The sequence below is a fragment of the Pseudoalteromonas sp. 19-MNA-CIBAN-0066 genome, assembly GCF_040308705.1.
Taxonomy (GTDB): Bacteria; Pseudomonadota; Gammaproteobacteria; order Enterobacterales; family Alteromonadaceae; genus Pseudoalteromonas; species Pseudoalteromonas nigrifaciens.
This window is the reverse complement of record NZ_JBEONZ010000016.1, coordinates 61,485-82,494: the sequence shown is the minus strand read 5'-3', so window position 1 is coordinate 82,494 and position 21,010 is coordinate 61,485. Positions and strand designations below refer to the sequence as shown.

At 39.0% G+C, this 21,010-nt stretch carries 15 protein-coding genes and 1 rRNA gene; 8 read left to right on the top strand and 8 right to left on the bottom strand.

Features of this window, described 5'->3' with window-relative positions; genetic code table 11:
- The 3 genes from AAEZ18_RS10980 to rhlB all read right to left on the bottom strand — a co-directional run.
- Positions 1-166: ribosomal RNA gene (locus AAEZ18_RS10980) — 16S ribosomal RNA — on the bottom strand; the annotation flags it as partial.
- Positions 167-697: 531 nt separating this feature from the next.
- Positions 698-2,191, bottom strand: a complete 1,494-nt coding sequence (gppA, locus tag AAEZ18_RS10975) for a guanosine-5'-triphosphate,3'-diphosphate diphosphatase (protein WP_350594723.1) — start codon at positions 2,189-2,191, stop codon at positions 698-700.
- Positions 2,192-2,236: 45 nt separating this feature from the next.
- On the bottom strand, positions 2,237-3,514 hold the full coding sequence (rhlB, locus tag AAEZ18_RS10970; RefSeq protein WP_041454311.1) for an ATP-dependent RNA helicase RhlB: 1,278 nt from the start codon (positions 3,512-3,514) through the stop codon (positions 2,237-2,239).
- Between the two features lie 91 nt (positions 3,515-3,605).
- Here rhlB and trxA point away from each other — a divergent pair, with 91 nt between their 5' ends.
- Both trxA and rho read left to right on the top strand, forming a co-directional pair.
- Positions 3,606-3,932 (top strand): thioredoxin TrxA, encoded by a 327-nt coding sequence (gene trxA / locus AAEZ18_RS10965; RefSeq protein WP_011326840.1) that lies wholly within the window; start codon positions 3,606-3,608, stop codon positions 3,930-3,932.
- Positions 3,933-4,118: 186 nt separating this feature from the next.
- Positions 4,119-5,378, top strand: coding sequence for a transcription termination factor Rho (gene rho, locus AAEZ18_RS10960; protein ID WP_011326839.1), 1,260 nt, complete (start codon positions 4,119-4,121; stop codon positions 5,376-5,378).
- Between the two features lie 99 nt (positions 5,379-5,477).
- On the opposite strand, the gene AAEZ18_RS10955 is transcribed toward rho, so the two are convergent.
- Positions 5,478-8,303: an ATP-binding protein gene (locus AAEZ18_RS10955; protein WP_350594721.1), complete on the bottom strand. Its 2,826-nt coding sequence runs from the start codon at positions 8,301-8,303 to the stop codon at positions 5,478-5,480.
- Between the two features lie 77 nt (positions 8,304-8,380).
- Between AAEZ18_RS10955 and AAEZ18_RS10950 the strand changes: the two genes are divergently transcribed.
- Complete coding sequence (locus tag AAEZ18_RS10950; RefSeq protein WP_086997002.1) at positions 8,381-8,965, top strand: DNA-J related domain-containing protein; 585 nt, start codon at positions 8,381-8,383, stop codon at positions 8,963-8,965.
- A gap of 30 nt (positions 8,966-8,995) precedes the next feature.
- Here AAEZ18_RS10950 and dbpA read toward each other — a convergent pair whose 3' ends face one another.
- Positions 8,996-10,384, bottom strand: a complete 1,389-nt coding sequence (gene dbpA, locus AAEZ18_RS10945) for an ATP-dependent RNA helicase DbpA (protein ID WP_011326836.1) — start codon at positions 10,382-10,384, stop codon at positions 8,996-8,998.
- A gap of 184 nt (positions 10,385-10,568) precedes the next feature.
- Between dbpA and AAEZ18_RS10940 the strand changes: the two genes are divergently transcribed.
- On the top strand, positions 10,569-12,644 hold the full coding sequence (locus AAEZ18_RS10940; protein ID WP_011326835.1) for a TonB-dependent siderophore receptor: 2,076 nt from the start codon (positions 10,569-10,571) through the stop codon (positions 12,642-12,644).
- An 88-nt stretch (positions 12,645-12,732) separates the two neighbouring features.
- Here the strand turns inward: AAEZ18_RS10940 and AAEZ18_RS10935 are convergent, their stop codons facing one another.
- Positions 12,733-13,638, bottom strand: coding sequence for a DUF808 domain-containing protein (locus AAEZ18_RS10935; RefSeq protein WP_086997087.1), 906 nt, complete (start codon positions 13,636-13,638; stop codon positions 12,733-12,735).
- Between the two features lie 140 nt (positions 13,639-13,778).
- Between AAEZ18_RS10935 and AAEZ18_RS10930 the strand changes: the two genes are divergently transcribed.
- From AAEZ18_RS10930 to AAEZ18_RS10915, 4 genes are all read left to right on the top strand, one after another.
- Entirely contained in the window at positions 13,779-14,060 is a 282-nt protein-coding gene (locus AAEZ18_RS10930; protein ID WP_011326833.1) for an MliC family protein, read from the top strand.
- Between the two features lie 160 nt (positions 14,061-14,220).
- Positions 14,221-15,687 (top strand): 4-hydroxy-3-polyprenylbenzoate decarboxylase, encoded by a 1,467-nt coding sequence (gene ubiD / locus AAEZ18_RS10925; RefSeq protein WP_011326832.1) that lies wholly within the window; start codon positions 14,221-14,223, stop codon positions 15,685-15,687.
- 100 nt (positions 15,688-15,787) lie between these two features.
- Positions 15,788-16,501 carry an NAD(P)H-flavin reductase gene (fre, locus tag AAEZ18_RS10920; RefSeq protein ID WP_179807250.1) on the top strand — a complete coding sequence of 238 codons (714 nt, stop codon included), beginning with the start codon at positions 15,788-15,790 and terminating at the stop codon, positions 16,499-16,501.
- Positions 16,502-16,676: 175 nt separating this feature from the next.
- A complete protein-coding gene (locus AAEZ18_RS10915) occupies positions 16,677-17,087 on the top strand; it encodes a CBS domain-containing protein (RefSeq protein ID WP_350594718.1) in 411 nt (136 codons plus the stop codon).
- Positions 17,088-17,183: 96 nt separating this feature from the next.
- Here the strand turns inward: AAEZ18_RS10915 and add are convergent, their stop codons facing one another.
- A complete protein-coding gene (add, locus tag AAEZ18_RS10910) occupies positions 17,184-18,185 on the bottom strand; it encodes an adenosine deaminase (protein WP_011326829.1) in 1,002 nt (333 codons plus the stop codon).
- 127 nt (positions 18,186-18,312) lie between these two features.
- Positions 18,313-21,003, bottom strand: a complete 2,691-nt coding sequence (locus AAEZ18_RS10905) for a CHASE domain-containing protein (protein WP_350594716.1) — start codon at positions 21,001-21,003, stop codon at positions 18,313-18,315.
- Between the last annotated feature and the right edge of the window lie 7 nt (positions 21,004-21,010).

Below are 21,010 nucleotides of genomic sequence, written 5' to 3'. Positions count from 1 at the left end.
GTCGTTTCCAACTGTTGTCCCCCACCTCAAGGCATGTTCCCAAGCATTACTCACCCGTCCGCCGCTCGTCAGCAAAGTAGCAAGCTACTTTCTGTTACCGCTCGACTTGCATGTGTTAGGCCTGCCGCCAGCGTTCAATCTGAGCCATGATCAAACTCTTCAATTAAAAAGTTTTATGTCTTTCGACAGCTCAATGAATTCTGAATTTATTTTAATATCTTTCGATATTGAATTGACTGTGCCGAAGCAACTTATAAATAAGTTACTTCTGTTGGTCACTCAGTTTTCAATTGAGACTCTAATTTGTTTGCCTTACTTAGCGAACTAAGCTTGGCTGTTAGAACTCAATCTGTACGAGTGCCCACACAGATGATTGCTTTATATTGTTAAAGAACGTTGCGACAATAAAGTAAAACTTTATCTCGCTAGGGCTGCGCATATTACGCTTTCCTATTTTTTTGTCAACACTTAAATGTAAACTTTATAAAAATCTAAATTTAAGTTTTACTCGACTCACTGATTGACTCTTGCCTCGCTAAGCGTTGCTGTCTGCCGTCTCAGTGGGGTCGCATTATAGGGCGCAGCCAGTTTTACGCAAGCGTTTTTTAAAGAAAACTTAAAATAAAACGCTGTTCGCTTGATATTTAAACCAAGTGGTTATTTTAAACACTAAAAAGGCCCTTATGGGCCTGTTTAGTTAATTTACTATGAGCTTCCAGCCAAGTTTCGCTTGCTGCTTAGATTCTTGTTGCAGCTCGCTTGCCATTAATGGATGGTTTTTCAACCAGTCATTTTCAAACTGCAGATTTAAGACATCGTCTTTAACAGTTATCGCAAACTCAGGGAGTACATCATCTTGGCGACGCATACATAAAATGACAGCTATACGTATTAGTCTTACTAAATACTGCGCAAGTACACTATTTGCACCAAGAGAATCAAAATAGCCTTTTTGAAGATCAGAGCGATGCCCTTTAGCTACCGCAACAATGACTTTATGCTCTGACTGCGAAAAACCTGGCATTTCAGTATTTTTTAAAATATAAGCACTGTGTTTGTGATACTGCTTATACTCTATCAATAAACCAATTTCATGAAGCTGTGCAACTGCCGTTAATAAAGGCAACCCATTAAGTGTTTTTATTGGCCAGCTTTCATTTACTTCTGATGCTAAGTTTAATACGAGACTGGCGACGCGGCTAGCTTGCTTTTGATCAACATGGTAACGATCGATAAAGCCATCGATTGTACGTTTACGAATATCGCTATTATGCAGCTCTGGTAGCATGCTGTATAAAACACCCTCACGCAGTGCTCCACCTGCTAATCCCATTTTTTCGATCTCGAGCGATTCAAATAATGCAATTAAAATGGCAAGCCCTGATACAAATACTAAACGGCGATCTTCACTTAGCCCTGGTAGGTCTAATGCGGCAATCGTTTTATAAGCGATTGATTGCTTTTTGATAGTGTAGAGTTTTTCAAGGGTTAATAGCTCATCTAGGTTTTGCGCTATCATGATTTCTTGAATTGCTTGTACTGTACCCGAAGCACCTGAGGCTATTTGCCAGCCTTTAACTTTATACTCTGATGCAATTTCATCAATGACAGTACGTGCGGCTTTTATTGCGGTGTTAAAGTTTGCATTGCTTAATTTGCAATCTTTAAAATAGCGCTCTAGGTAGGTAACACACCCGATGTTCAGGCTTTTGTAAAGTAATGCATCAAAGTTCTTACCAATAATCACTTCAGTGCTAGCACCACCAATATCGATAACAAGCTGACTACCGGTACAAGATGAGGTATGAGCAACGCCTTTATATATAGTGCGCGCTTCTAGTTCGCCGCTAATGACATTAACTTTATGACCGAGGATTTTTTCTGCTTGCGCTTTAAATACATCAGCATTACTAGCTAAACGTAATGTGGCGGTGGCAACTATAGTGATATTTTGTTTAGGGATGTCTTGTAAGCGCTCAGCAAATAACGCTAGGCACTCCCATCCTCTATGCATTGCTTCTGAGCTTAATACATTGTCTATATCAAGCCCTGCAGCTAACCTTACTTTGCGTTTAACACGACCTATGGTTTGCAGGCCGCCAGCTATTGATTTAGCAATAAGCATATGAAAGCTATTTGAACCTAAATCAATAACTGCATATACATTTTTTTGCGGTTTAAGTTGCCCCACCGTTCAAAAACCTCTAATTACTATTACAGTTAAACTAACGGTCGTTTATGACCGTCCTTTTTGATAACTATTATTTGGGCGACGTCCGCTGTTGTTACTGCGATTACGTGGGCCTGTAGAAAAGTTACGCTTTCTATGAATAGTAGGTTTAGTTAAATCATCCAGTAATGCTGTTTTATCGTAATGTGATAAAGGAATACTGTGATCTATATACTCTTCTATTTCATGCAAGTTATAAGCATATTGTTCGCATGCAAAACTAATAGCGTGACCAGACGCGCCAGCGCGGGCTGTACGGCCAATACGGTGTACGTAATCTTCGCAATCATCTGGTAAATCAAAATTAAATACATGGCTTACTTCAGGAATATGTAGACCACGTGCTGCAACATCTGTTGCCACTAAAAAGTCTAAGTCGCCTTTACTAAACTCAGCTAAAATTGATTGACGTTTTTTCTGATTTACGTCACCGGTAAGCATGCCAACCCGATGTCCATCGGCTTTTAACCAGGCATATACGGTTTCACAACTATGCTTAGTGTTAGCAAAGATAATGGCTTTTTCAGGCCACTCTTCTTCAATTAACGTCAGCAGCAGCTTAATTTTATCTTCTTGTGAAGGATGAAATAGCTCTTCTTGAATGCGTTTACCGGTTTTTACGTCTGGTTCAATCTGTACGTGCTCAGGATTGGTCATATGTTCAAACGCAAGTTCTTGTACACGATACGATAGCGTTGCAGAGAATAATAAATTTAAACGCTTTGATGTATCTGGCATACGGTGGAACATATAACGAATATCTTTGATAAAGCCCAAATCAAACATACGATCTGCTTCGTCAAGCACGACTACCTCAATTTCATTAAGGGTGTAACAGCCTTGCTTATACAGATCAATTAAACGACCTGTAGTACCAATTAAAATATCAACGCCTTTTTCTAGTTGTGCACGTTGTTTTTCGTAATCTTCGCCACCATATACTAAACCTAAGTTAAGATTACAGTGCGGCGCTAAAATTTTTGCATCTTTGTGTATCTGAATCGCCAGCTCCCTTGTAGGGGCCATGATCAGGGCTCTTGGATGTTTACTAGGGGCTTTGCTAGATTGTAATAACCGATGGCACGTGGCAGTTAAAAACGCCAACGTTTTGCCTGTACCTGTTTGTGCTTGGCCTGCGATATCGCGACCCTCACAAATAAAAGGTAGGCATTTAGCTTGAATGGGTGTGCAATATTCAAACCCACTTTCGGTTAAACCGGCAACCACTTCCGGTGCAATAGCAAAGTCTGAAAACTTTTTATCGGTCAAATGTGTCTTAGTCATAGCGTTTAAGCATAACGTTTAAACTTGCAATAAGAAACAAGAGTGTTTAAATACGCACTAAATATTTCGCCTAACTAAACCGGAGAGCGCAATGAGCGAGAAAATAATCCAAATTACTGACGATAGCTTTGAAGCTGACGTATTACAATCAGACAAGCCTGTACTAGTAGACTTTTGGGCTGAGTGGTGCGGACCTTGTAAAATGATCGCCCCTATCCTTAGTGAAGTTGCTGAGGAATTTGATGGTCGCGTTACCATAGCTAAACTTAATATCGATCAAAATGCGGGTACACCGCCTAAATTTGGTATTCGTGGTATCCCTACATTACTTCTTTTTAAAGATGGCCAAGTTGCTGCAACTAAAGTTGGCGCACTTTCAAAAACTCAATTAATCGAGTTTTTAGAAAACAATCTTTAAATTTAAACAATAAAAAAAGGGCTTAATGCCCTTTTTTTATTATTTTTTTGTATAAACACTGGACGCTGTGTCAATGAGCTGCTAGTTTATAAAGCCAACTAATCCTTAGTTATATTCAACAAACCTCACTCAACGATCAAACAAAGCGATTTTGAGTATGACAACTGTAATAAAGAACCCACCAATATGCATTTACGCGAACTAAAAGACAAATCTATAAAAGAGCTTGTAGACTTAGCTGAGTCCATGGGGCTCGAAAACGTAGCCCGCTTAAGAAAGCAAGATATCATTTTTGCTATTTTAAAATCACATGCCAAAGGCGGAGAGAATATCTTCGGTGGCGGTGTATTAGAAATTTTGCAAGATGGTTTTGGCTTTTTAAGATCATCAGAAGCCTCTTACTTAGCTGGCCCAGATGACATTTATGTTTCACCTAGCCAGATTCGCCGTTTTAGTATGCGTACTGGCGATTCAATCTCAGGCCTTATTCGTCCACCTAAAGACGGTGAGCGTTACTTTGCTTTACTTAAAGTAAATGAAGTTAACTTTGATAAACCTGAAAACTCTCGCACTAAAATTCTTTTTGAAAACCTAACACCACTGCATGCAAACGAACGTTTTCGTATGGAACGCGGTAACGGTAGTAAAGAAGATATTACAGCCCGAGTACTTGATTTAGCCTCTCCTATTGGTCGTGGTCAACGTGGTTTATTAGTAGCACCGCCAAAAGCGGGTAAAACCATGCTACTACAAAATATTGCGCAATCGATTACTCACAATCACCCAGATGCAACATTAATGGTATTACTAATTGATGAGCGTCCGGAAGAAGTAACCGAAATGCAGCGTCTTGTAAAAGGCGAAGTAATTGCATCAACATTTGATGAACCTGCTTCTCGCCACGTACAAGTAGCCGAAATGGTTATCGAAAAAGCAAAACGTTTAGTAGAGCATAAAAAAGATGTTGTTATCTTACTTGACTCAATCACACGTTTAGCCCGTGCTTACAACACCGTTATTCCATCATCTGGTAAAGTACTTACCGGTGGTGTTGATGCAAACGCACTCCATAAACCGAAACGTTTTTTTGGTGCTGCACGTAATGTTGAAGAAGGCGGCAGCTTAACAATTATTGCTACTGCGCTTATTGATACCGGCTCTAAAATGGATGAAGTTATCTACGAAGAGTTTAAAGGTACTGGTAACATGGAACTACATCTTAACCGTAAAATTGCGGAGCGACGTGTATTCCCAGCTATCGACTTTAACCGCTCAGGCACTCGCCGTGAAGAATTACTCACAAAACCAGATGAGCTACAAAAGCTGTGGATTTTGCGTAAAATTGTTCATGACATGTCAGAAATTGACGCAATGGAATTTTTAATTGATAAATTATCGATGAGCAAAACCAACGATGAGTTTTTTGATTCGATGAAACGTCAGTAATTCCATATAAGTTTTAAAGCTTATAAAAAAACGCCTAACAATTGAATATCAATTATTAGGCGTTTTTATTTGCCTGCAAAAAAGTAGCGCTGTACCGCTTTAACCATGCTCATTGTAGTGCAAAAATAAGGCTTGTAATTTATCAACTAACACTGCAATTTTTTGTACTTCTTCTGGGCTTTTACACGCATCATCTAACGCTTTTGCAGCGTCTGCAATATCGCACAACTTAAACATTTGTGCTGCCCCTAAAATACGATGGCTATCTTTTTGTAACGCAACAAAGTCGCCACTATTAAAGTGCTGGCTAATTAACTCACTTTCTATTGATAAGCTTTGTTTGAAACTAGTCACTAAGTCACTCATATCTATATTTACGCTTGTGCTGTTTTGCTCATTTTTTATTGATGCGATATGCTCAGCTATAGTGCTATAAAACTTCTCTTTATCAATTGGTTTAGCTAAGTAATCAGTAAAACCAAGTGCTAAATACTGCTCGATCTCATGGCTCATTGCATTGGCCGTTAAGGCAAATATTGGCTGCTCATAACCGCACTGCCTGAGCAACTCAAAAGCAGTAATGCCATCCATAATAGGCATTTGAATATCCAACAGCACAAAATCAGGATACTCTTTTAAACATTGCTCTACAGCTTGCTCGCCATTTTCAACTGCAATAACGTCAAGTCCCATGGCGCGTAAATAACGGCTTATTAATCTGCGATTATCGTCATGATCCTCAGCAAGTAACACTTTAGCGCTTAGCGCTTTATAGTCACCATTTATATTGTCTTTAGCTGTAACTGCACATTCGCTTTTATCTACTGGTACGCACGGTACAAAGAATGAGAATTGACTGCCTTTTTTAAATTCGCTTTGCACACTAATATATCCCCCCATCATGGCAGCTAGTTGTTGTGACAAACTAAGTCCCAAACCAGTACCACCAAAACGACGGCTAATACTATTATCTGCTTGGCTAAAACATTCAAAAATAAGCTTTAGCTGCGCTGTATTCATACCTATTCCGGTATCTTTTACCGTGAGCACTAGCCCTTGATCGGTATTATTGGCCACAATCGTAACTTGGCCACTGTGAGTAAATTTAATTGCATTAGCACACAGGTTTATTAATATTTGCTTTACTCGAGTTAAATCAAGCCTGGTATACAGTTCATCACCGAGTTGGTTGTCAAATACCAAAGATAAGTTTTTAGCTTTTGCTTGTACGCTAAACATCCCATGTATGTCATTCAGCACTTGTACAATATCAAAACAAGAAATAGACAGCTCCAATCGATTTGCTTCTATTTTACTTAAATCGAGCACATCATTAATTAAACTTTTTAAATGATCGCTTTGACGCTGAATAACTTTGAGCTCATCTTGTAACTGCTCAGGCTCATACAAACCATTAATTAAGTCGTCGGTTTGACCCAAAATAGCGGTAAGTGGAGTGCGAATTTCATGACTTATATTTGCTAAAAACTGACTTTTAACATCGTTTGCTTCGCGCAACTCTTGCGCCACTGTTTGTAATTCTAACGTGCGTTGCTCTACTTGCTCTGTTAATTGTAATTTTGCATTACTTTCTATTCTGCGACGATAAATTGCAATAACTGTAATTAAAATAAGAATTGCCACAATGCTAAGCAAAATAGTTAACTGTGAACGTTTTGCAATTTTTAATTCTTGTAAGCTACGTTCTTGCTTAAGCTGATTAATTTCTTGATTTAACTGATTTGACTGGAACTGAGACTGAAATGCGCTTAGCGCCTTCATAACTTCTTCGCTGGTCATGCTACGTTGATAGTCTTCAAATTGTTGATATAACTGAATCGCTCGCCTGTAATCGCCGGCCCCCGCACTTAATAATGCCTCTAAACCTAAGCCATCTTTCACGCGTAATTGATCTTTATATTGATTGGCCAGTATTATTGATTGTTCTAAGTTTTGTTTAGCGGTATCTATATCACCCATCACTAATTGCACTTTCGCTAAAACTTGTAACGAAGCTAACAGTAATGATTGATTATCAATTTGCTGAGCATATTTTTGAGCGGCCTTAGCATGATACAAAGCTGCATCCAGTTCATCTAATTTTAAGTTTATATTTGCTAAGTTAGTATGCTGAACTGACAATTGATAAGCATCTTTTATACTTTTATAATAGCGTAAAGCTAATTGGTAATAATGTAGTGCTAATTGATTCTGACCAGACTCAGTATAGGCAACTCCCATGTTGCCATGAACACGAGCTATACCTTCTTCATCGCCTAGCTGCTGAAACACATCTAGCACTTCACGGTAGATTTCTCGTGCCGAATCATAACGAGATAAACGAATGTATATTCCGGCAATATTATGAAGTATATCAGCCTTGTCTTTTGCGCTTCCTTCTTTTTCATAAAGGGCTTTTGCTTGTTGATAATAATCTAAAGCAAGGTCTAAGCTATGCATATTAAAATATGCCAAACCAATATTACTTAATAAATTAGCTTGTTTTAATGGGCTCTTTAAGTGGACAGCTAAGTTTAAAGCGCGGTTATAATTAATAATGGCTTGTTGCAATAAACCTTGAAAATATTGTACTACACCTTGCATTTTAACTGCTCTAAAGTGTAACTCTGGCAATTTTTCAAATGTACTTTCTTGCTCTAGTAGCTGATAGTAATGTAATGCTTGAGTATAATTAGTTTGCTCAAATGCAAGCTCAGCTAGACTAGAATAAATAACAACTACTTGTTGGTTTGAAAGTTGTGTAGTAAGTAACTCGGTTGCTAACAGTTGTTTTTCTGACCATTCATTGGTCAGTTTAAATTGTTCAAAAAGTATTGTTTGTTGCTGTGCATTACCTTTTTGAGAAAAAATGCCCAGTACAATAATAAAGCAAATAAATAATAGGCGCTTAAATTGATCCAGCATAATTTTCCTTGGAATTTGGTTAGCAGCAAAAGCTATGATAATTTACCCAAGATACACTAATAACTAGATTGTAAACAATGCTTAACCCACTGATAGATGAGATTTTTGAGTTACTTTTGCAAAAGAAAGTATGGATGGTACATACTTTAGCAGCAGAATTACAACAACGTAAAATGATTAACACGCTTGATGTTGCCCCTGATCGTGATTTATTCAAACGTAACTTTTTAATTATGAACGCGCTTTATCAACTACAGCAGCAAATTATGCCTAAGCAGCAACTCCTTATTAGTGGTTTACAAATACAACTTATTACCACAGCCAGTAACACTCTCATAAAAAACACCGATCCGCTACGAGACTACTACCTTGATTGGCAAAACTTTGAAACCTCTAGCGCCGAAATCGATACTCTTTTAACCCAGTTTTGGCAGCGTTTTACCAAACACAGTAAATCTGCACAAATAATAGATCTAGACACTCATAAACAGCTATTAATAAAGTGGCAACTATCTCAGCAAAGCACGCTAAAAGAAGTACAAAAGCGTTGGCGGCAACTGGCGTTACAGTGTCACCCAGATAAAGCAGTTGGTAATGCAGAAAAATTTAAACAGTTAAAGGGTGAATATGAGCAGCTTAGGGCAAGCTGCTCAATAGATTAGTAATTATTGAATTAGTTATTCAGTACACTATTAGCACGTAAGGCGACGAGCGCGTATTTTACGGCCTTTAATATTACCTTCGGTTAATTTACGCAGTGCCGGTTTTGAAGAATTACGCTCTACGGCAACAAACGCAACGTTGTCGAGTACGTTTATTTTACCAACTTGACGCCCCGCAATACCGTCTTTACCGGTAAGTGCACCTAAAATATCACCTGCGCGTACTTTTTGCTTTTTACCAGAATCAAGCATTAAGGTTACCATTTCTGGTTTGTATGGTGGTTTTTCTAATAAGCTAAACGATGGCATTGGCTCTGGGATCACATCGCGCTCATAATGGTCACCAATTTGTGCAATTTTAAATGCTTCTGCCTCACCATAAATAGAGCATGCAATACCCTTTTTACCCGCTCGACCGGTACGACCAATACGATGCACATGTGTTTGTGTGTCGTGAGCTAAGTGATAGTTAATCACCATATCCATATCGTCAATGTCTAAACCACGCGCGGCCACATCGGTTGCCACTAGTATTGATGCACTTTTATTAGAAAAATGAATTAACGTACGCTCACGATCACGCTGCTCTAAATCACCATGTAAAGATACCGCACTAAAGCCTTCATCAACTAAATCATCACACAATTGCTGTGTTTCTACTTTAGTATTACAAAACACGACACAGCTTTGCGGGGTAAATTTAAGCAGCAATAATTTAAGTGTTGGGTAACGTTGTTTATTGTTATCCATTTTATAGAAGTATTGCTTAATAGTGCTTTTAGCTTGCTCTTCTTCTACCTTAACCATTACTGGATTGCTAAGCACACGCTTTGCAACAGCTTCTATTGCACGTGGAAACGTAGCGCTAAATAGTAATGTTTGGCGGTTAGTAGGAATACGCTCAATAATTGCATCTAAGGTATCTTGAAAACCCATATCTAGCATTTGGTCGGCTTCATCTAATACGAGCGTTTCTACATCATCTAAACGCAAAGTACCTTTACGAATATGATCGTCAACTCGCCCCGGTGTACCAACAATAATATGTGCGCCATGTTCAAGTGAGCCAATTTGTGGACCAATTGATACACCACCACATAAAGTAAGTATTTTAATATTATGGATGCCACGCGCTAATTTGCGCATTTCTACAGCTACTTGCTCTGCCAACTCACGTGTTGGGCACAATACTAAAGATTGAATGCGAAAACGTTTTACGTTTAATTTAGCCAATACGCCTAAGCTAAACGCCGCAGTTTTACCTGACCCCGTTTTTGCTTGAGCAATAATGTCTTTTCCAGCCAGTACTGGCGGTAAACTTTGCGCCTGAACAGGTGTCATGTGGGTGTAGCCGAGTGTTGATAAGTTATCAACTAACCCAGAAGGTAAAGCCAAAGATGAAAAAGCAGTTGTGGTCACAGTAAATCCCAATACAAAAAAATAACATGGGGAAAAGCCCCACTCAATATGCTGCTAATAATAGCAGAATTCCTAATTGGCAACCATTAAGCATTATAAAAAAACACACTAAAAGGCATTGCAAATGATACTGGTTTTCATTAAGATTAACTCAGCATTAATACTATCAACCCGGAAACAACTAATGAAACTAAGCCCACTTTTTATCGCACTGCTAGCAAGTACTACTGCGAGTGTTTATGCAAACGCAACAGATATAGAACATATAGAAGTAAAAGGAAGTTATTTTAATGACTATAAAGTAGACAATGCTAATGGCGCAATGAGAACGTCAGCTTCGTTACTTGATACCGCACAGTCGGTTACCGTTATTACCGACACCATAGTAAATGAACAACTCGCAACTACGTTAGGTGAAGTACTTACTAACGATGCCAGCTTAACGCCAGGTTCAAAGCAACGTAACCGTGAAGTATTTAATTTACGTGGGTTTGAACTGAGTTCATCTACAGGTTACTTGCGTGACGGCCATCAGCACTGGTCGCACTACCAACAACCTATCGAAATATTACAACAAGTTGAAGTTATTAAAGGCCCATCAAGTATTTTATATGGCCAATCGGGTCCTGGTGGCTTGGTTAATATGGTCACTAAAAAACCCACGTCACAAACATTATTTAAAGCCAGTGCCGATGTTGATCAACATGGTTCAACTCGCTTTATGCTGGATGCGGGCGGTGCACTTACTGAGTCGGAAGATTTACGTGCTCGCGGTATTTTAGTAAAGCAAGATGTTGATTATTGGCGTGAATACCAAAATGGTGAAAACCGTGAACGCGATCGCTTTTTAGGTGCATTAATTGTTGATTACGATATTAGCGATAACGCCTTAGTACGCGTACATTACGACCGCACAGATGACGAAGCCGGTTTAGATACGGGTGCCTGGATTGATAGTAATGCCAATGTAATTGGCGACGATAAAACAATTCGCGATATGTCTTGGGCGTTTACAGATATAACGGTAGAAAACCTAGGTGTTGACCTAGAAGTGTTTTTAACCGAAAACTGGCAAGTAAAACTTGGTTACAACGAGCAAACATTTGAGCGTCAACGCTTTGAGTCAGCACCTCGTAAACCAAGTAACTTTATCGAAGGTGATAGCTACGCGTCACGCCCTTACGATCGTTTTGATGATTGGCAGTTTAAAACCGCCTTTGTTGACTTTATTGGTGAATTTGAAACCTTTGGTATTCAGCACCAATTTTTAATTGGCGCAAATTCGCTTGATTATTATTATGGCCAATTAAAAACTAATGCCGAATCATTTGACTTTAGCGCCGGGCAAAACGAACCATTTCGCCCAGCTATAAGCTATAAAACAGATGATACTGTTAGCTCATCTGCTTATGACTATTACGGTATTTACATGCAAGATCTCATTTCGTTCTCACCAGAATGGCAGTTATCTTTAGGCGGTCGTTACGACAAGCAAAGTAAAGAAAATAGTAATAATGAATCGTTTGTTCCTAAAGTGGGTGTGCTATATCACCCTAATGCCTCGGCCACTATTTACGCTAGTTACTCTGAAGGTTTTGAGCCGCAAAACGAAACGCTAGTAAATACAAACGATGTTAATAATGGCATGAAGCTCGATGCGATTACCTCTGAGCAAAAAGAAATTGGTATTAAATGGCAGCTGTTTGACGATCGATTAATGCTCAGTGGCGCATTATTTGATATTAGCAAAACAGGCACTTTAGTGAGCGAAGATCTTGTAAACCCTGTTGATAATATAACCAGCATCACTACTCAAGCTGGCGAGCAGCGCCATAAAGGCTTTGAATTAGCGGCGCAAGGTGCAGCAACTGATCGCTTATTTGTAATGGCATCAACTATGTACTTAGATGCCAACTACGAGCGCGACGCAACATTGCAAGGTAAGCGCCCTACCGATGCCCCTAAATGGTCTGCATCACTATGGACTCGTTACGAATTAAACGACGTAATTGCATTAAACGCAGGTGCATTTTACGAAGGCGAACGCTTTGCCGACAATGCCAATACCGTTACTAAAGATGCCTACACCCGCGTAGATGTGGGTGCAACGTATAAAATAAACTTAAACAATACCGACGTTAACTTACGCCTAAATATTGAAAACTTATTTGATACAAACTACTTAGCAGGCGGTGGTTTAAATAATGTAACCATAGGTGAAGGCGCGAGCGTACGCTTAGCAGCACAATTTAGCTTTTAATTAATACAGCCCATACACATTTAACTGTATGGGCTTATTTAACTATACGGTTGTTAAACAGGCAATAATTGTAAGCTGTGAATTAGCGCTATTTTTTGAATATTTTTAAATAAGCTAAATGTACAAGCACAACAACTAAGCCTGCTATAACACCTAATAAGCCATCAAATATAAGTGGTGCCAGCACTTCACCTGTAGTACCTACAATTGTTTGCCCATAATTGGTTACCGCTATTTGAATATGATGCAAAGCTTTAATGCCATGCACTAAAATGCCGCCGCCCACTAAAAACATTGCAACTGTACCCGCAAATGCTAAAAACTGCATAAGCCGTGGTGCTGCCGCTAACAACCCTTTGCCTAGTATTTCTTTAAATTTATTAGCCGATAGCTTAGATTGATTAAGTAAATATAGACCTGCATCATCAAGCTTCACAATTCCTGCAACTAAGCCATAAACGCCAATAGTCATAATTATGGCAATAACACACAATACCAATGCCTGATTTATTAATGTAGCAGCTGCAACTGTGCCAAGCGTAATTACTATGATCTCAGCAGAAAGTATAAAGTCGGTTCTAATCGCACCTTTAACTTTTTGCTTCTCGTATTCTACTAGGTCTAATTTGTCGCCCTCACTTTCGCTTTTATCATCATGAGGCAAAAACTTGGCAAATACTTTTTCTGCGCCCTCAAAACATAAAAATAATCCACCTAACATTAATAAAGGCGTAATTAACCAAGGTAACCACACACTTATTAATAACGCCGCAGGTACTAATATTGCTTTATTTAAAAACGATCCTTTTGCTACCGCCCACACCACAGGTAGCTCACGCTCTGCAGCTACACCGGTAACTTGTTGAGCATTAAGCGCTAAGTCATCACCTAATACACCCGCTGTTTTTTTTGTAGCAACTTTACTCATAGTTGCAATGTCATCTAGTAGCACAGTAATGTCGTCTAATAAGGTTAAAAGATTAGTACCTGCCATATAAATACCTAGCTTAAAAATAATATTATTAACATAACTTAAAGCCGCATTTTCACCAACGGTTAATTTTGCTTTGCTATGCTGATTAAAATTAATACGCAAATATCGATAATTACTTGCTGTTTGCACTGGAGATATAAATGAAAGCGCTGCTGATAATCGCATTAACTGTATTAGGCTTATCTGCTTGTAATGAGCCCACAATTAACACTCGTTATCTATGTAATCAAAAAGAAGCCACGCTTAGCGTTATCAATGAGCAAACAGCAGCACTAACACTTAATAATAATACTTATCAGCTTAGCCGAGAAAAAAGCGCCTCAGGTAATAAATACATAAATAAAAATGTGTTGTTTTGGAGTAAAGATAGCGAAGCCATGCTTATTATTGAAGGGACAAAATACCACTGCCTACAACAGTAGGTAGTACAATAAAACTAATAAAATTAAACCGTGATAAAGCAAGTTTAGTGATACAAAGTAACTGCATTTTTCCAAGTGCTAATAGCTAAGTAACTGAGCATGCAATTTTACGTTACTTGGGTATAATACTTTTAACTTTATTGCTTAATAGCGGCCCACAATGAAATACAAAGATCTTCGTGATTTTATCGATTTACTTGAAAAAAGAGGTGAGCTTAAACGCATCACTCAAGAAATCGACCCGTATCTTGAAATGACCGAAATAGCCGACCGTACATTACGTGCTAAAGGCCCTGCGTTATTATTTGAAAACCCTAAAGGTTACGATATTCCGGTATTGGCTAACTTATTTGGCACACCCAAGCGTGTTGCCATGGGTATGGGCCAAGAAGATGTAAGCGAATTACGTGAAGTTGGCAAGCTTTTGGCTTTTTTAAAAGAACCAGAGCCACCAAAAGGCATTAAAGAAGCGCTAGGGCAAATACCTGTTTATAAACAAGTACTTAATATGCCAGCAAAAGAAGTAAAAAAAGCCCCCTGCCAAGAAGTTATTTTACAAGGTGATGAGGTCGATTTAACTAAGCTGCCTATTCAACATTGCTGGCCAGGTGATGCTGCACCGTTAATTACTTGGGGCCTTACTGTTACTAAAGGGCCTTATAAAAAGCGCCAAAATTTAGGAATATACCGCCAACAACTGTTAGGCAAAAATAAAATTATTATGCGCTGGTTGTCTCACCGTGGCGGCGCGCTTGATTTTCAAGAATGGTGTAAAGAAAATCCAGGCCAACCGTACCCGGTATCTGTGGCATTGGGCGCCGATCCGGCGACTATATTAGGTGCAGTAACCCCTGTACCCGACACATTAAGCGAGTACGCTTTTGCAGGCTTACTGCGCGGCAGTAAAACTGAAGTAGTTAAATCAATATCAAACGATTTACAAGTACCTGCAAGCGCCGAAATAGTACTTGAAGGCTACATAATGCCAGGTGAAATGGCGCCCGAGGGCCCATATGGCGATCACACCGGTTATTATAACGAAGTTGATGACTTTCCGGTGATGACAGTAACCCATATGACCCACCGTAAAAACCCTATTTACCACAGTACCTTTACCGGCCGCCCGCCTGATGAGCCTGCTATTTTAGGGGTGGCATTAAACGAAGTATTTGTACCTATTTTACAAAAACAATTCCCTGAAATTGTTGATTTTTACTTGCCACCAGAAGGCTGCTCGTACCGCATGGCTATTGTTACCATGAAAAAACAATATCCTGGCCATGCAAAACGCGTAATGATGGGAGTGTGGTCTTACTTACGTCAATTTATGTATACCAAGTTTGTTATTGTGTGCGATGACGATATTAACGCCCGAGATTGGGAAGATGTTATTTGGGCAATTACTACGCGTATGGATCCCGCCCGCGACACCACTTTAATAGAAAATACACCAATTGATTATTTAGATTTTGCGTCACCGGTTTCTGGCCTTGGCTCTAAAATGGGTATGGATGCAACGAACAAATGGCCTGGCGAAACAAACCGTGAATGGGGCGAGCCGATTGAGATGGATAAAGCCACCAAAGATCGCGTAGACGACATTTGGCAGAGCCTCAACATTCTCTAATATCCTAGACCAATAGGCTATAAAACAACCCTGCAGATATGCTAGAATCAACACATTCTATTGCGTATCTGCTATGAAAAGCGCTGCTAAAAGGTAAAAAATGCAAACATTAAAAGCTGAAGTTGTTGCTATCAGCCCACTTACAGAATTTGTTCATAAAGTAATTTTAAAACCACAACAACCGGTTTCGTTTGAAGCAGGCCAATACATGCATCTTGTATTGAGCGAAAATGACAAGCGTGCATTTTCGATTGCCAGCCGCCCTTCACAATGCGATCAAATAGAGTTACATATTGGCGCTTCGGGAACCGATACATATGCAATGCAGTCGCTTGAACATTTACGCAATGCACTTAACGAAAAGCAGCTAATAGAGATAGAAGCAGGCTTAGGTATATCGCAACTTCGTTTACAGTGTGAACGTCCAATTATTTTACTTGCTGGCGGTACTGGGTTTTCATATGCAAAATCAATGGCTGATCACCTAGCTGAAATTAGCTGCGACCGCCCGGTATTATTATACTGGGGCGTAAGAGAAGAATCGGCACTTTATGCACACCGCGAAATGCAAGTGTGGGCCGATAGCCACAAAAACTTTCAGTTTATTCCGGTAGTAGAAAACCCATCGGCTGATTGGCAAGGACATACCGGTTATGTACACAAAGCCGTAATGCAAGATATAGTATCGCTAGCGCCTTACGATATTTACATGGCTGGACGTTTTGACATGATAGGCATAGTTCGTGACGATTTTATTGCTCATGGTGCTATTCGCGAAAACATGTACGCAGATGCGTTTGCATTTATTAAATAATTGCACTTAACGCTCTCATTTCAAATATTAAGGCATCTAAATAGGTGCCTTAATTTTTTTTATAAGAATAAATAATTAATAGTTAAAATCTATCAACATCATCAACATAAACAATTTCCTAAAAGTCGATCTATAAACCATACTTTGTATAGAACATTCAGCGGGAGAAACCCATATGCTAAATACAAAAGTAAAAGACTTTATGCAACACAAGTTGCCAAACATTACCCCAGATACCGAAATGACCACTGCTATTGCAGAGCTGCAAAAATTTAAATTACTTGGTGCCCCAGTATTCGATAGCAATAAATTTTTAGTTGGCTTTATCTCTGAGCAAGAGCTGCTTAAACCACTCATGCAAAGCAGTTATTTTTGTGATGGGGTGGTGAAAGTATCGCAACTAATGCAAACAGAAGTCGTGACTGTAAATGGCGACACCAACATTATTGAACTTGCTGAGCAAATGAGACCCAGTAAACCGAAAAATTACCCTGTGGTTGACGGCGAAAAAGTAATAGGAATGATCAGCAGAGCCGATATTCTCAAAGCCCTTTACGATAACTACCTAGCTTGTCAAACACACTAAAAACACTAATTTATAAATACTTCACCTGAACTCCGGTTACTTAGATACAAAAATGCCGCTATTAATAGCGGCATTTTTTATACTAATAATATTAAATTAGCGCGTACTTGCCATTGTTAGCAGTGCTTTTTTATCGCTGTAACTTAAGTAGGCTATTTCAAGCGCATTAGCTTGCGCTTTTTCTATATCGGCTTGTGATAAACCAGCTTGTGGCGCTGCCACTAAGTATTCGTGTTCAATTTCAATACCTTCAACCGCTGGATCATCGGTATTAATACAAGCCAAAATACCATGATCTAAAAACTGTTTTAGCGGGTGCTGAGCTAAATCATTTACGGTACTGGTTTGTATATTACTAGTTAAGCACGACTCAATACCAATACGCTTATCGCGCAGATAGTTCATTAATTCAATATCTTCAATTGCTTTAACGCCATGGCCTATACGGCTCGCACCTAGCTCGTTAATTGCTTGCCAAATACTTGGTGCACCTAGTGCTTCACCGGCATGAATTGTTGCTGCTAAGTATGCGTCGTGTACTTGCTTAAAATGCTCTACAAATAACTCACCCGGAAAACCAATTTCATCACCGGCTAAATCTACAGCCACTAAATCGTCTTTAAAAGCGAGTAAGGCATCAAGCTCTTGTTGGCAAACTTTTACGCCATAAGTGCGTGATAAAATACCAATTAAATTAGCTTTTACATTAGCGCCTTTGGTTGCCGACTTAATGCCATCAATTACCGCCTCAACCACACCTTGAGGGTGTAAACCTTGGCTTTGTGCCATGTAGTAGGGGCTAAAGCGCAGCTCAACATAATCAAGCCCTTGGGCTTGTGCATCTTCAATATTTTCAATCGCTATACGTCTACAAGCATCGTAGTCACCTAATACAGTTACACCCCAATCTAATTTTTGTAAAAATGCCATCAGGTTCGGCTCAGGATCAATGACTTGTACATGAGGAATAAGTGCTGCAACGTTATCAGCAGGCAAAGTTATATTAAACTGACGACCAAGTTCTAATATGGTTTGCGCTCGTACATTACCATCTAAATGGCGATGAATATCTAGCAAAGGTAGTTTTCTATTGATCATAGTAGCAACTCAGTTAGGTTAAAATTGCGCGCATAATACGCAGCTATAGTAATAATTCAAGTCTAGTTTATTTAAAATATACTTTTGAGGCCATATGTCTGCTTTTTATGCAAAAAAGCAGATGATTTTATTTTTCTATCGCCGCTAAATAATGCCAAAGAGCTTTAAACAAAATATTCGCATCTATTGGTTTCGCTATATAGCTATTCATTCCACAGGCAAGCGCTTTTTTAACATCGTCATCATGGGCATTAGCCGATAAACCTATAATAGGCAAATCTAATAAGCCTAGCTCATTACGTATTACCTTGGTTGCTTGTAAGCCGTCCATTTTGGGCATTTGAATGTCCATAAGGACAATGTCGTAACTTTTTTCAGTTAACATTTCAATTGCGGCAAAGCCATCATTAGCAATATCAGCAACACACCCTTTGGTTTTTAAAATGGCAGTGGCTACATGTTGGTTTAACGGGTTATCCTCAACTAAAAGTACTGCGCTGTTCGCAAATGATACGTTTTCTATATCCACGTCACTAAAGCTTTGCTCACTTTTCTCTACTTTAGGTAAAGGGGAGTTAAGCGGTAAACTAAAGGTAAATGTTGAACCTTGCCCTGCAGTGCTTTTTAAATCTATAGCGCCACCCATAAGCTCAACTAGCTTTTTACAAATACTGAGGCCCAACCCTGTACCGCCATATTGGCGTGACGTAGAGTTATCTGCTTGAGCAAAAGGCCTAAATAATTTCTTTTGTGCCTCTTTACTAATACCAATACCTGTATCGCTTACACTTAAATAGGTCATGGTTTTTGATTGCCAAATTTTCAGTGTAATACTCCCTTGAGCAGTAAATTTAACCGCATTATTGAGTAAATTTAGTAGCACTTGCTTTAAACGAATAGCATCGGTGTTAATCATCAAGTTTGTATTTTTATCATAATCTAGCTTTATTTCTAACGACTTAACATTTACTTCAAATTGTATTAAGTTAATTATCTCTTCAGCCAAGCGCCCTATATCTACGGGTTCTTGCATTAAATCAAGTTTACCTGCCTCCATTTTAGAAAAATCGAGTAAGTCATTTAATACTCTAAGTAACACCCCTAACGCACCATCAGCTTGCTCTATGTAAGTACGGGCTTGTTGCCAATCATTTTGTTGTAACGCTAAGTAGTGTAAGCCTTTAATACCATTAATTGGCGTGCGCACTTCGTGGCTCATATTCGCTAAAAACTGGCTTTTTATTTGACTCGCCTCATCAGCTTTTTGCTTTTCTTGGCGTAATGTGCGCGTTTGCCTAGCAACTTGCTCGCGTATTTGAACATTTGTGCCTGTAACAGAAATTAAAAATGCTACCAGTAACCAAACAAACAGCATCCCCACTATTTGTGCCAACCAATATATTAACCAGGAGGTTGTAACTAAGGGCTCGTGCAACTCAACCTGCCACATACGGTTACCAATGAGTAGCTGGTAGGACTTTAACAAGTCCATTGACTCGTTGTTGGCAATATAAATAGCGTGGGTATTATTGGTATTGTTAATATCTAAAAAGCTTGCTGTAACTAAGTTTTCATGATCAAAAAGCAACGACTGCGATAGTTTTTTTAAGCTCACTACCGCAACGGCAAAACCTTTAAAGTCATCTTCAGTCTCTATACTTCCAAATACAGGATGCAAAAATAACACCCCTAACTCAGCCTGATTTTGCACCAACTTAACCGGTTGGCTAATGACCATTTCGTTAAGCGTTTTTGACTTATTTAATGCCTCTTGCATAAAGTCGTTTGATGCTAAATCAAAGCCAATAGCATCTTCATTGCCTTTTAATGGGTATGCGTACCTAATTGGATAATATACATCTCGCTCAGCAACGGCTTGCCATTGGTTGGTTGGTGATTTTTCTTTTACAAAAAAATGTTCAACATCGGCTAGTTGCGTCATTTTTTGATATTCTAACAGCGCACTTTTAGGAACATACGGTACCCATTCAAACGCCAATATTTCTTCGCTGTAGCTTAACTGTTTTGCCGTAAATTGCCGAAACTCTTTAAAGTTCACATCTTCACTGCTCGAAAAAAAAGTAGCCAGTAAAGCCAAGTGTGCAGAAATTTCATCTAATTTATGAGTAATTGAGTCTTGTACAGCTAATGTTTTTATCTCTTGTTTTTGAATGTCTTTTTCTTTTTTAACACTGGCAGCACCATAAAAGCTAACACTAATAAGAATGTAAATAAGTAAAGAAGGCAGGATAACTTGTAGCCGGTATCGCATCACTGAGTAATTAAATGCAGCCAGCATCAATGGCGTAAAAATGAGCACCCCAATACTGTCGCCAATCCACCACGCAATAAAACTATCTAGCGCGGCATGTTGAGCAATTATATTATTAAAAACAAGTAAGCTGGTGCCGACACTAGCACCAATAATACAACATACAGGGCCGGCTATAATTAAGCTTTGTACACTATGTTTTAGTGACGATAAATCGAGGGGGGCTTTAATAACTTTAATTATTATTTGCGCGCCAAGCCATGCTTGAAAAACAACAGCGATAGCAATTGCAGCAGCTTGGAAAAAAACTTGCCAGTTTAATATATCAACAACATTATCAAGGTGAATTAAGCTAGTAAGTAATGCACCAACAAAAATACCTAAAAAAGACTTACGGCCCCATAACAAAAAGCTTGCTACAGCTATGCCCGCAGGGGGCCAAGAAGCCACAGCGAAACCATCTATAGCAAGCAATAAATTACTAAAATAGCCTGTAATAAAGTAAGCGCAAGCTAAGCTAAAAGACAATTTAAACAAACCTTTCATCGCCTTT

Bases quoted from the DNA above. Each gene is read 5' to 3' on its own strand.
- AAEZ18_RS10950 (WP_086997002.1), top strand. From the start codon at position 8,381: ATGCTTAACCCACTGATAGATGAGATTTTTGAGTTACTTTTGCAAAAG.
- AAEZ18_RS10930 (WP_011326833.1), top strand. From the start codon at position 13,779: ATGAAAGCGCTGCTGATAATCGCATTAACTGTATTAGGCTTATCTGCT.
- AAEZ18_RS10955 (WP_350594721.1), bottom strand. From the start codon at position 8,303: ATGCTGGATCAATTTAAGCGCCTATTATTTATTTGCTTTATTATTGTA.
- rhlB (WP_041454311.1), bottom strand. From the start codon at position 3,514: ATGACTAAGACACATTTGACCGATAAAAAGTTTTCAGACTTTGCTATT.
- ubiD (WP_011326832.1), top strand. From the start codon at position 14,221: ATGAAATACAAAGATCTTCGTGATTTTATCGATTTACTTGAAAAAAGA.
- AAEZ18_RS10905 (WP_350594716.1), bottom strand. From the start codon at position 21,003: ATGAAAGGTTTGTTTAAATTGTCTTTTAGCTTAGCTTGCGCTTACTTT.
- AAEZ18_RS10935 (WP_086997087.1), bottom strand. From the start codon at position 13,638: ATGGCAGGTACTAATCTTTTAACCTTATTAGACGACATTACTGTGCTA.
- trxA (WP_011326840.1), top strand. From the start codon at position 3,606: ATGAGCGAGAAAATAATCCAAATTACTGACGATAGCTTTGAAGCTGAC.
- rho (WP_011326839.1), top strand. From the start codon at position 4,119: ATGCATTTACGCGAACTAAAAGACAAATCTATAAAAGAGCTTGTAGAC.
- AAEZ18_RS10940 (WP_011326835.1), top strand. From the start codon at position 10,569: ATGAAACTAAGCCCACTTTTTATCGCACTGCTAGCAAGTACTACTGCG.
- fre (WP_179807250.1), top strand. From the start codon at position 15,788: ATGCAAACATTAAAAGCTGAAGTTGTTGCTATCAGCCCACTTACAGAA.
- add (WP_011326829.1), bottom strand. From the start codon at position 18,185: ATGATCAATAGAAAACTACCTTTGCTAGATATTCATCGCCATTTAGAT.
- AAEZ18_RS10915 (WP_350594718.1), top strand. From the start codon at position 16,677: ATGCTAAATACAAAAGTAAAAGACTTTATGCAACACAAGTTGCCAAAC.